Annotated in this window: 10 protein-coding genes and 3 tRNA genes; 10 read left to right on the forward strand and 3 right to left on the reverse strand. The window is 43.1% G+C overall.

Annotation, left to right across the window (positions count from 1 at the left end):
* Window positions 1–429 precede the first annotated feature (429 nt).
* The 10 genes from uvrY to rplY all read left to right on the forward strand — a co-directional run bounded on the left by uvrY (window position 430) and on the right by rplY (window position 7,216).
* Window positions 430–1,074, forward strand: a complete 645-nt coding sequence (gene uvrY / locus FLM48_RS09995) for a UvrY/SirA/GacA family response regulator transcription factor (protein WP_179024534.1) — start codon at window positions 430–432, stop codon at window positions 1,072–1,074.
* An 18-nt stretch (window positions 1,075–1,092) separates the two neighbouring features.
* Window positions 1,093–2,922 carry an excinuclease ABC subunit UvrC gene (uvrC, locus tag FLM48_RS10000; protein WP_179024535.1) on the forward strand — a complete coding sequence of 610 codons (1,830 nt, stop codon included), beginning with the start codon at window positions 1,093–1,095 and terminating at the stop codon, window positions 2,920–2,922.
* Between the two features lie 47 nt (window positions 2,923–2,969).
* Window positions 2,970–3,527: a CDP-diacylglycerol--glycerol-3-phosphate 3-phosphatidyltransferase gene (pgsA, locus tag FLM48_RS10005; protein ID WP_028774797.1), complete on the forward strand. Its 558-nt coding sequence runs from the start codon at window positions 2,970–2,972 to the stop codon at window positions 3,525–3,527.
* 143 nt (window positions 3,528–3,670) lie between these two features.
* Window positions 3,671–3,746: transfer RNA gene (locus FLM48_RS10010), tRNA-Gly, on the forward strand.
* 9 nt (window positions 3,747–3,755) lie between these two features.
* Window positions 3,756–3,829, forward strand: a tRNA-Cys gene (locus tag FLM48_RS10015).
* Between the two features lie 38 nt (window positions 3,830–3,867).
* Window positions 3,868–3,953: transfer RNA gene (locus FLM48_RS10020), tRNA-Leu, on the forward strand.
* Window positions 3,954–4,075: 122 nt separating this feature from the next.
* Window positions 4,076–4,642 carry a type II secretion system protein gene (locus tag FLM48_RS10025; RefSeq protein WP_179024536.1) on the forward strand — a complete coding sequence of 189 codons (567 nt, stop codon included), beginning with the start codon at window positions 4,076–4,078 and terminating at the stop codon, window positions 4,640–4,642.
* Window positions 4,643–4,745: 103 nt separating this feature from the next.
* Window positions 4,746–6,131, forward strand: coding sequence for a L,D-transpeptidase family protein (locus FLM48_RS10030; RefSeq protein WP_256871110.1), 1,386 nt, complete (start codon window positions 4,746–4,748; stop codon window positions 6,129–6,131).
* 170 nt (window positions 6,132–6,301) lie between these two features.
* Window positions 6,302–6,793: a DUF882 domain-containing protein gene (locus FLM48_RS10035; protein WP_372847478.1), complete on the forward strand. Its 492-nt coding sequence runs from the start codon at window positions 6,302–6,304 to the stop codon at window positions 6,791–6,793.
* Between the two features lie 135 nt (window positions 6,794–6,928).
* On the forward strand, window positions 6,929–7,216 hold the full coding sequence (rplY, locus tag FLM48_RS10040) for a 50S ribosomal protein L25 (protein WP_028773895.1): 288 nt from the start codon (window positions 6,929–6,931) through the stop codon (window positions 7,214–7,216).
* 52 nt (window positions 7,217–7,268) lie between these two features.
* Here rplY and FLM48_RS10045 read toward each other — a convergent pair whose 3' ends face one another.
* The 3 genes from FLM48_RS10045 to FLM48_RS10055 are packed head-to-tail and all read right to left on the reverse strand — an operon-like array spanning window position 7,269 to window position 12,044.
* Window positions 7,269–8,783, reverse strand: coding sequence for a SpoVR family protein (locus FLM48_RS10045; RefSeq protein WP_179024539.1), 1,515 nt, complete (start codon window positions 8,781–8,783; stop codon window positions 7,269–7,271).
* 11 nt (window positions 8,784–8,794) lie between these two features.
* Window positions 8,795–10,063 (reverse strand): YeaH/YhbH family protein, encoded by a 1,269-nt coding sequence (locus FLM48_RS10050; RefSeq protein WP_028773894.1) that lies wholly within the window; start codon window positions 10,061–10,063, stop codon window positions 8,795–8,797.
* 46 nt (window positions 10,064–10,109) lie between these two features.
* Window positions 10,110–12,044 (reverse strand): PrkA family serine protein kinase, encoded by a 1,935-nt coding sequence (locus tag FLM48_RS10055; protein WP_179024540.1) that lies wholly within the window; start codon window positions 12,042–12,044, stop codon window positions 10,110–10,112.
* Window positions 12,045–12,180: the final 136 nt, after the last annotated feature.

Raw genomic sequence — 12,180 nt, forward strand, 5'->3', positions numbered from 1 at the left:
GTTGATTTTGTCTTGTTACAACTCAATTTCCGTCAAGGACTTTTATCATCGTTGTTAATGGTAGAACTAAGCGTTGCAACGATCAATGTAAGCCAAAGTAATTTCGTTAAAATCAGCAAATAAACGCAATATTAGTCGATTAACACCTAATCCTTTACCAATTGCCAGTTTGTCATCGATATTGAATAGTGCTTATAGCTTACATTTTTGTTAGCCATTCAGTGTGTTTTTGTACACAATTTCAGCGCTTATTGTGCTAATGATATTATGATCAGTATCTTAGATAAGCTCTTTCAAATTTTCATTTTTTTTAGATACTTAGGTTAACAACTTAAAGCTTTCATATTACCTCGGTTTAAGATAAATTAAACAGGCTCTTTTACCAATAAACCACATAGTTTTAACTATCGTTGATAGGGGTTGAACAGGTTGATTTCCGTATATTTAGTTGATGACCACGAACTTGTCCGTACCGGGATTAGACGGATTCTTGAAGATGAAAGCGGAATCAATGTTGTCGGTGAAGCTGGTGACGGCGAGACAGCAGTGCAATGGGCGCGCAGTAATGAAGCCGATGTCATATTAATGGATATGAATATGCCCGGCATTGGTGGATTAGAGGCAACGCGGAAAATTTTGCGCTATCAATCCCACGCTAAAATTATTGTATTAACTATTCATACAGAAGATCCATTTCCAACTAAGGTTATGCAGGCAGGGGCATCTGGATACTTAACTAAAGGTGCGACTCCTCCTGAAGTATTGCAAGCTATTAGGCAGGTGGCTCATGGTCAGCGTTACCTTTCGCCAGAAATAGCTCAACAGATGGCGCTAAGCCAGTTTAACCAAAGTGAAGAGAACCCGTTTAAGTCGCTGTCTGAACGTGAGTTACAGATCATGATGATGATAACCAGTGGTGAGAAGGTTAACGAGATCTCTGAGCAGCTTAATCTTAGTCCTAAAACTGTTAATAGTTATCGATATCGATTGTTTGCTAAATTGGGCATTAGCGGTGATGTTGAGCTCACTCGCTTAGCGATTCGTTATAAAATGCTCGATACCGGACAGTTTTAATTGCCTGTAGCTTATTAGATGAAAGATACTTTTAACGCTAAAGCTTTTCTGCGAACAGTGACATCTTCTCCTGGGGTTTATCGCATGTACGATAAATCCCATACAGTAATATACGTGGGTAAGGCCAAAGACCTCAAAAAACGTTTAACAAGTTACTTCCGTAGCAACATACCTAATGTTAAAACCCAAGCCTTAGTTTCTCATATCGTCGATATCGATGTCACTGTGACACATAGTGAAACCGATGCGCTGATCCTAGAAAATGATTACATCAAGCAATACATGCCGAAATACAATGTATTGCTCAGAGATGATAAGTCGTACCCCTATATCTTATTGAGTGGTCACAAACATCCAAGATTGGCTTATCATCGCGGTGTAAAACGTGAGAAAGGTCAATATTTTGGGCCGTATCCAAACGGTGGTGCGGTGCGTGAAAGTTTACACTTATTGCAAAAGATATTTCCTATTCGCCAATGTGAAGATATTTATTATAAGGCGCGGTCTCGTCCGTGCTTACAATATCAAATAGGCCGGTGCAGTGCGCCTTGCGTAGGTAAGGTCAGTGATGAGGATTATGCCGCGCAGGTTAAATTGGCAAGCTTGTTTCTTAAAGGCAAAGATCAACAAGTCATGGGGGAGCTAGTCTCTCAAATGGATTTAGCATCACAGGCATTAGAGTTTGAAAAGGCAGCACTATATCGAGACCAGATCTCGGCGCTGCGCCGGGTAACTCAGCAGCAGGAAGTATCTAATCAAAGTGGTGATATGGATGTCATTGGCGTGCACTTCGCATCGGGAATTGCTTGCTTCCATCTACTGTTTGTCCGCAATGGCAAGATATTTGGGAGTCGCAGCTATTATCCTGACATACCAGCACAAACTAGCTTAGGTGAAATCTTGCGCGCATTTATGCTGCAGTTTTACCTCAATACCGAAAGCCAAAGAACCCTGCCAACAGAGATTATTCTAAGTCAGTCATTTGAAGAGATCGCTGAATGCGAAGCGGCTATATCCCAAGCATTGTCAAAGAAAATAAGCATTAAAACCAATGTGCGTAGTGAGCGTGCCAGCTTTTTACGTATCGCAGATACCAACGCGACTAATGCAGTAACGAGTCGCTTAAGTCATAAAAATACGGTAGAGCAACGCTTCGTACTGCTAGAAGAGGCCATCGAATACGGTGGGCTTATTCAACGTATGGAGTGTTTTGATATTAGCCATACAATGGGTGAAAGCACTGTTGCATCGTGTGTAGTGTTTAATCGAGAAGGGCCGAGTAAATCAGATTACCGGCGCTACAATATCAATGGAATCACACCTGGCGATGATTATGCTGCGATGAAGCAGGCGCTCAGTCGACGATTTGATAAACTGACAAGCAGTGCAAAAGTACCTGATATTCTGTTTATCGATGGCGGGATAGGGCAGCTGCGTATAGCACAAGAAGTGGTTGACGAAAAATTTGCCCATTTAGCCCACGCTCCGTTATTAATTGGTGTAGCAAAAGGCGAGGGCAGAAAGCCCGGCCTAGAGACGCTTATTTATGGAGAAAGCGAAATAGCGTTTAATTTGGCAGCAGACTCGCCTGCATTGCATTTAGTACAGCATATAAGAGATGAATCGCATCGATTTGCGATAACTGGGCACCGTAATAAAAGGCAGAAAACCCGCAATACGTCCACACTGGAATCTATCTCAGGAGTTGGACCCAAACGTCGTAAGGCCTTACTGCAATATTTAGGTGGCATACAGGAAGTGAAGGGAGCAAGTGTGGCAGAACTAGCAAAAGTTCCCGGAATTAGCATAGAAATGGCGCAAACAATACACGATGCATTGCGAGGGTAAGAAAATTAAGGCAAGATTGGCGCTGCTTTTGGAAAATTGGTTACCACATGCCGTTTAATGTACCTATTGCGTTAACTCTTTTCAGGTTGTTTTTATTGCCTGTTTTTGTAGTTGTTTTTTATTTGCCATACAGTTGGTCAGCGTTTGCTGCTGCCTTTATTTTCTGGTTAGCTGCTGTAACTGACGCCTTAGATGGTTATGCTGCGCGTAAATTAAAACAATCTACCCGCTTTGGTGCTTTTCTTGATCCTGTTGCAGACAAGATTATGGTGACCACCGCGTTAGTCTTGTTGGTTGCCCATTACAATAGTATTTGGTTGACGCTGCCGGCCTTGTTTATGATTGGTCGCGAGATTGTCATTTCTGCGTTAAGAGAGTGGATGGCTGAGCTCGGTAAACGTGGGGCTGTGGCGGTATCTTGGATAGGCAAGTATAAAACTGCTGCACAGATGGTGGCGATCGTTGGATTAATTTGGCAGCCCAATGAATGGCTTACTTATCTTGCTATCGCTCTGTTTTACGTTGCAGCGGTTCTGACATTTTGGTCTATGGTGAGTTATATTCGCGCAGCGTGGGGTGATTTAACTGCAGAATCGCATAATTAAAATGCAATGCGATCATTTAGTGTTCAAGCAGTAATTTATTCGTAAATATAGCGTTGACACTGGCATCTAAATCGGTAGAATGCCATTCCGCAGTCAGGGGAAAGCTTCTAGCAGAACATTGATTGCAAAGTTAGAAATGGTTTGCGACATTAGCTCAGTTGGTAGAGCGATACCTTGCCAAGGTATAGGTCATCGGTTCGAACCCGATATGTCGCTCCAATCTACTAAGGCGCGATGGCAGAATGGCTATGCTGCGGATTGCAAATCCGTCGATCTCGGTTCGACTCCGGGTCGCGCCTCCACTTTAATGTTTTAGTGCGTAAGCGGTAAAACACACTTTGCCCGAGTGGTGGAATTGGTAGACACAAGGGATTTAAAATCCCTCGCTGAATAAGCGTGCCGGTTCAAGTCCGGCCTCGGGTACCATCATTCGATGACAAAAAAGCCTCAACATTTGTTGGGGCTTTTTTGTTTGCTCAATCTAATTTCAATTTTCTTATCTGTAATAGATAGGTATAATGTATGCAAGTTTCTGTAGTGGTCGTATTATGAAATCAAATCATGGTTTTACACTAATTGAATTAGTGGTGGTTATCATCATATTGGGTGTGCTTGCCGTTGTGGCCGCGCCGCGATTTATTAACCTAAGTCAAGATGCCCATGAATCAGTTGCTAAAGCAGCGTTTGGTGCGTTTAGCACTGCGGTTGGGTTATATCATCAGTGTTGGCAAGTCGAAGGCAGTAACCGCAATGAGTTCAACTTAGCCTGCTATGGTGATGGCAGTATTGACTCCACGAACACTGGTTATCCTTTAGGACAAGACACCTTAGCTGGCGGCAACAACGGTACTCAACTTAATGGTGAATACTGTCGTGAACTCTGGCAAGGATTGCTAGACAATAATGAGTTTGTATTGAACTATCATCACGATGCTGCATTTGGTGGCGACACAGATATTGTCTATTGGTATGCCGGTGGTGCTGTCAGTAGCCCTAACACCTACTGCTATTTCAACTACATTGCCGATGATCAGCGCAAGGGACAAGAGAATTGGCAATTACGCTATTACCCTGGAGAGGGTAAAACAGTCGTGACGCGCGCGACATTAGGTTAATTGTTTAGGTTAAACACCGAGTTAAATTAAGTTTTTATTTCATTTCCAGTTGATAGTACCAATTTGCTGACTTTTTGCCATAATTTATACTGGAGGTATGGCAATGGTCAGCTTGGTTCGTGCTCTATGTATATTGGTGTTACTCAGCAGTTTGACCCTTCAAGCTGGGGATAATCTCAACCTCGCGATTAGCAGTTTAAGGCACCAAGTTAACATCATTCATTTTGCTACTCATGATGAACTGTTCGCCAGCCATTTAGATACGCTTGATAATGAGCCCGCTATTGGCCAGTTGCAGCCAATTATTAACGATGTGCGTATGTTCTGGCAAAGTCAGCAAATTCCCCTACGTGATCGATCAACTAACTTTGATGAACCATCAACTGATACCATACTCAGCCAAGTGCTTGGTAGTGAGCCAGCGTTAGAAGACTATTTAGCGGTCAGTAATCGAATTCGCTATTTAAGTTTTGCTAGTGCCCAATACGATTGGCAACCTATTAGCCCAGGTGGCTGGTTAAAATTAGGCGATGCGCACCGCAGTATTCCAAAGCTACGCACTCGATTAGCGCATTTAAGTGATAACTCAGTGCAAGATCTGAATAATGTCGTGTTCGATGAGGCTTTAGAGCAGACAGTATTAAACTTTCAAAGGCGCCATGGGTTAGAACCTGATGGCGTGGTCGGCCCCGCAACATTACGTTGGCTTAATACGACAGCCTATCAACGGGCGACAATCATTGCTGAAGATTTTGTTAATAGAAGCCGTTATTTAGCTTCCGTCGGGCAACGGTATTTACTGATTAATATTCCTGCATACGAAATGGTGTTAGTCGACAGCGATCAGGTAGTATTAAATTCTAGGGTTATTGTCGGTAAACCGTACCGTAAAACGCCGTTGCTGCAGAGTCAGATCAGTAATATGGTGCTTAACCCTACCTGGCGTGTGCCACGTAAATTGCTTAAACGCGATTTGTTACCGAAAGTCGGTGCAGATGGTAGCTATATCAGTGAAGGTAAATTTCAAGTTTACAATCGCGCAGGTGATCTGGTGGTTAAATCTGATCAAGAGTGGCAAGACTTAGCTTTTGGTGACTTCCCTTACCGGTTAGTTCAGCAAGCTGGTGAGTCGAATACGCTTGGGCGTTATAAGTTCTTTTTTGAAAACTCCTACAATGTATATTTACACGACACATTAGACACAGAGCTGTTTGAGCGCAGTGATAGAGCGTTATCGTCTGGATGTATTCGGGTTGAAAAAATCGAGCAACTTGCCAACTGGATGGCGGCGAATCTTGTCAAAGATAAGCAAACATGGGTAGAGATGCAGGATGATAGAAACACGACTCAGTGGTTTTCATTACATCAAACACTACCCGTTCATTTAGTATATTGGACCTCTTGGGTCGGAAAACAAAATAAACTCCAATTTAGAACAGATATATATAAACGTCATCAAAAGCTTAGCCTTGAACTCGCCAGCCAATAAGGGTTGTAGGCAATAACCCCAAGTCAACTTTATCCGCATTAAACTTGCTTTCATTGATTAAAACGGCTAATTTGTCGCCTGTTTTGGTTAAAAAATAGGCTTTGGTGGTTAATGTGTCGATAGTTTGTACCTCTCGTAGACAAGTGTTATTAGGATTAAGTGGCGTGGCGATGTATTCAGTGTTACCGAGTAAGGCACACGCAAGTCGTTCAACGAAAGGAATTCGACAGCTAAGCTTTTATAACAGACATACTGGTGAGCAGAGTCAAGGGCGGTACTGGGTTGACGGTGATTATCAGCATAAAACCTTGACCGAGTTTAGCCATGTTTTGCGTGATCATCGTCGTAATGAATCTGCGCCGATGGATAAGCGCCTGTATGACTTTTTATTCAATTTGCAGCAATCAGTGAACTTTGATGAAGAGTTTCATGTGATTTCTGGTTATCGTTCGCCTAAAACCAATGCAATGCTTGCGGCTAAGAGCAATGGCGTAGCCAAGAAAAGTTATCATATGAAAGGCATGGCGATGGATATTGCGGTGCCAGGGGTTGATCTTAAAACCTTGCGCGAAGCTGCGATAGAACTCAAGCTCGGTGGTGTGGGCTATTACCCACGTTCGGGCTTTATTCATGTCGATACAGGCCCAGTAAGAACCTGGTAAGTCACCTATTGCGCTAGAGGCTGAAAGTATTTGTTGTTGTGGGGCGGCTGTGCTAGTATTGCCGCGCTTAAAAAGCGGTTGTCATTGGTCGAAAATGGCAACCAACCTAAATTTGTTATTATAAGTGAGAAAAACATGTCTTATACAATCGTTGCACAAACACGTACTACAAGTGGGAAAGGTTCGAGCCGCCGCCTACGTCATGCTGGTAAAGTACCTGCAGTTATCTATGGCGCAGGTAAAGAAGCAGTTTCTATCGAATTTGCTCACAAAGATATCATCAACATTCAAGAGAATGCTGATTTCTACACCAGCGATATCACTATTACTTTAGACGGTAAAGATATCACTGTACGTGCACAAGCTATGCAACGTCACGCATTCAAGCCTCTAATCGAGCACGTTGATTTCACTTACGCTTAATTGCTGAGTTTAACAACGAAAAAGCGCCTTTAAGGCGCTTTTTTTATGGCTGCTATTCGTCGGTTTTCTCTGGGCAGCGCGCGATTATTTGTGTTTCTCCGGTAGGGCTTTGTTCTTCTAGCATGACGTCAAACCCCCAAAGCCGATGCAAATGTTTCACCACCTCATGACGGCTTTCCGCTAGTGGTATGCGGTTGTTGGGGACATACCTTAGTGTTAACGACCTATCACCGCTAATGGCGACATTTTGCACTTGGATATTGGGCTCTAAGTTTGACAAGTTGTATTGCTGGGACAGCATTTGACGTATATCGCGATACCCTTGTTCATCATGTATCGCTGAGACACTAAGGTTTTGTTTTTGATCGTCATCTAAAATACCAAATAGTTTGAATTGCCTAATGATATTGGGTGATAAATACTGACTGATAAAACTCTCGTCTTTAAAATTCTGCATAGCAAAATGAACGGTTTCTAACCAGTTGCTACCCGCCATATCTGGAAACCACTGCTTGTCCTCTTCGGTGGGGTTTTCACATATCCGGCGAATATCCACAAACATATTAAAGCCCAGCGCATAGGGATTAATGCCGCTGTAATAAGGGCTATTGTAACTGGGCTGAGCAACGACATTAGTATGGCTTTGCAGGAACTCCATCATAAACCTATCGGTAACTAATCCATCATCGTACAGGTGGTTTAATATCGTATAGTGCCAGAAGGTAGCCCAGCCTTCGTTCATCACTTGGGTCTGCTTTTGTGGGTAAAAGTATTGGCCCATTTTTCGCACGATACGCACGATCTCGCGCTGCCATGGTTCAAGTAATGGTGCGTGTTTTTCTATAAAGTACAAAACATTTTCTTGTGGTTCAGTGGGGAAGGTTGGTTGTAACTCTTCAGGCGCTGCGGTTTGACTTAATGGTACCGTGCGCCAAAGATCATTCACTTGGCTTTGTAGATACTCTTCTCGTTGTTTCTGGCGAACCTTTTCTTCTTTAAATGATATTTCGCTAGGGCGTTTATAACGGTCAACCCCGTAATTCATCAAGGCATGGCAAGAATCGATAATTAGCTCAACTTGCTCGGTACCATGGCGCTCTTCACAATCACTGATATAGTTTTTAGCAAATACGAGGTAGTCGATAATAGAACTGGCGTCGGTCCAGGTTTTAAATAGGTAGTTATTTTTAAAAAAGCTGTTGTGGCCAAAGGAGGCGTGGGCCATCACTAATGCCTGCATGGTGATGGTGTTTTCTTCCATTAAATAAGCGATGCAAGGGTCAGAGTTGATAACAATTTCATAGGCTAAGCCCATTTGCCCGCGTTTGTAACCTTGTTCTGTTTCAATAAACTTTTTACCAAATGACCAATGGGTATAACCAATGGGCATACCAATTCCAGCGTAGGCATCCATCATCTGCTCAGCAGTGATCACTTCAATTTGATTCGGGTAAGCATCAAGCTTGTAGTGATTGGCTACTCGCTCAATTTCCCCTAAATATTGTTGTAATAGCTCGAATGTCCAATCTGGACCGTCACTTAATGGCTGTTTTTTAGGATTTTCCATAGCGCCTCCTACTAGACCGATTGCTTTTTAAATAGCTCCCTAAACACAGGGTAAATATCTTCGGCTTGTTTTATGTGTTGTACGGCAATATTGTCGTAGGCACTTTGTAAAGCTTCATACTCTCGCCACAAGGTTTGATGCGCCCGGTTGGTGATTTCGATATAGCTAAAGTAGCGAACTACTGGTAGTAACTGTTTTTGCAGTAATTGGCGACACGCAGGAGAATCATCGGCCCAGTTATCGCCATCGGAGGCCTGCGCAGCGTATATGTTCCATTCGCTCTCTGGATAACGTTTTTGTTGGATCTCATGCATTAATTTCAACGCACTTGAGACTATGGTGCCACCGGTTTCTTGAGAGTAGAAAAATTCGTGTTCATCGACTTCTTTAGCCTGAGTGTGATGACGAATGTAGACCACTTCTAAATTTTTGTACGTCCGGGTGAGGAAAAGGTACAGCAAAATGTAAAAACGTTTCGCCATATCTTTAGTCGCTTGATCCATCGAACCTGACACATCCATTAAACAAAACATCACTGCTTGGCTAGAGGGGACCTCCTTTTTAGCAAAATTGTTGTACCTAAGGTCGAAGGTATCAATAAATGGCACTTTGGCGATGCGCTCTTTAAGCTGCAATATCTCTGCTTTAGTCGCCAAAATCTCATCACTGCTAGAACCTGGGGTGTTTTCCAAGTCCGCTAGTGTTTCCTCAAGTGCCGCAAGTTGTTTGCGTTTATTACTGGTCATCGCCGTTCGTCTCGCTAATGATGAGCGTAGTGAACGTACAATATTGATGTTGGCCGGTACGCCGTCATTGGTAAATCCAGCACGATAGGTTTGATACTCAACCAGTTTATTGAGGCGGTTGTTTTGAAGGTTTGGCAGCTCTAAGTCTTCAAATAACAGCTCCAAATATTCGTCTTTTGAAATTTGAAACACAAAATCATCTTGTCCTTCACCGGAATCTGATGCTTCGCCTTGCCCGGCGCCTTGCCCACCGCCTTGAGGTGGTCTTTCTATTTGATCTCCTTTGGTAAATTGGTCATTACCGGGGTGAACCCGTTCTCTGACACCACCTTGTCCTTGATGAAAAGTTGGCTCGCTAATATCGCGAGTTGGAATACTGATCTTTTCACCTTTATCAACGTCAGTAACACTACGACGAGTGACGGCGTCACTGACAGCTTTTTTGATTTGCTTCTTATAACGATTAATAAAGCGCTGTCGATTTACGGTGCTTTTTCCTTTGGCATTAAGCCTGCGGTCTATGAAATTGGCCATATACACCTCGCTAGTCAAGCGGGGAGTTGCCTCCCCATGACAAAGTTTAAGACGACTTTCTCACTCGTAAATACCACTCAGATAGCAATCTTACTTGCTTTTTGGTGTAGCCTTTTTCCATCATTCTGTTGACGAAATCATCGTGTTTTCGCTGATCATCCGTCGAAGTTTTTGCGTTGAATGAAATAACCGGTAATAGGTCTTCCGTGTTGGAGAACATTTTCTTCTCTATCACCGTTCTGAGTTTTTCGTAGCTAGTCCATAATGGGTTAGTGCCTTCATTGTTGGCGCGGGCTCGCAGTACAAAATTAACAATCTCATTGCGGAAATCTTTGGGGTTACTAATGCCTGCGGGCTTCTCTATTTTCTCCAGTTCGGCGTTCAATGCCGATCTATCGAATAATTGTCCGGTTTCAGGATCGCGGTATTCTTGATCTTGAATCCAAAAATCGGCATAGGTGACATACCTATCAAAGATGTTTTGCCCGTATTCAGAATAAGACTCTAAATACGCGGTTTGGATTTCTTTGCCGATGAACTCCACATATTTGGGGATTAAGTAGCCTTTTAAAAACTCTAAATAACGCTCGGCCATCTCCGATGGGAATTGCTCTTGTTCTATTTGCCTTTCTAATACGTAAAATAGATGAACGGGATTCGCTGCGATTTCACTGTGGTCGAAATTAAACACTTTTGACAAAATCTTAAACGCAAATCGGGTAGATAACCCCTCCATCCCTTCATCTACACCAGCGTAGTCACGGTATTCTTGATAGGACTTAGCTTTAGGATCGGTGTCTTTGAGGCTTTCACCATCATACACACGCATTTTGGAGTAAACAGAGGAGTTTTCCGGTGTTTTTATGCGGGATAGCACGCTAAATTGGGCTAATGTTTCCAGGGTTCCTGGCGCACAAGGAGCGGTACTGAGCTCCGAATGGGCCAGCAATTTGTCATATATTTGGATCTCTTCAGATACCCGGAGACAGTAGGGGACTTTAACAATGTAAACACGGTCTAAGAAAGCCTCGTTGGTTTTGTTGTTTCTAAACGTCGTCCATTCCGATTCATTAGAGTGTGCCAAGATGATGCCACTATAGGGAATAGCAGATAATCCCTCAGTGCCATTAAAGTTACCCTCTTGAGTGGCTGTAAGCAGCGGATGTAGTACCTTTATCGGCGCCTTAAACATCTCCACAAACTCCATTAAACCTTGGTTAGCGCGGCATAGTGCGCCTGAATAGGAGTAGGCATCAGCATCATGCTGGGCAAAATGTTCCAGCTGCCTAATATCCACCTTGCCCACCAATGAGGAGATGTCTTGGTTATTTTCGTCCCCTGGTTCTGTTTTTGCTATTGCCATCTGGTCGAGGATTGATGGATAGACTTTAACAACGCGGAACTTAGAAATATCGCCGCCATATTCATGCAAGCGTTTAACCGCCCACGGCGACATAATGCATTTGATATAGCGCTCTGGGATACCATATTCGCTTTTTAATAATTCTCCATCTTCTTCTGGGTCAAATAGGCTAAAAGGGTGGTCGTTAACTGGACTTCTCACCCCATCGGCGCTCAGCACATAAATAGGCACATGCTGCATAAGTGCTTTGAGCTTCTCTGCTAAAGAGGATTTACCGCCACCCACAGGACCCAACAAATAGAGGATCTGCTTGGACTCTTCCAACCCTTGAGCAGAATGCTTCAAATAGGCGACAATTTGTTCGATGGCTTCTTCCATGCCATAGAAGTCTTTGAATGCGGGATAGCGTGAAATGAGTCTATTGGAAAAAATTCGGCTTAATATCGGATCTTTTGAGGTATCGACAACTTCAGGCTCACCGATTGCAATCAAAAGCCGCTCTGCTGCCGAGGCATAAGCGATGCGATCTTCCTTACAAATCTGCAGAAATTCTTGCAATGAATACTCTTCATCTAGCTTTTTTTCGTAGCGCTGTTGGTAATGCTCAAATATACCCATTTTCCACCCCCTGAGACGCTCAAATAAGATAAATTGGGGTGACTAAACCAAGCCACCTATATTTAAATATAGTCGGCTTTTACAAACTTGCAGAGAAAAAGTCTAATAAAAACAATAAGAAAACGTTGCAATTGCA

The sequence above is a fragment of the Shewanella sp. Scap07 genome (assembly GCF_013394145.1).
GTDB classification, from domain to species: domain Bacteria; phylum Pseudomonadota; class Gammaproteobacteria; order Enterobacterales; family Shewanellaceae; genus Shewanella; species Shewanella waksmanii.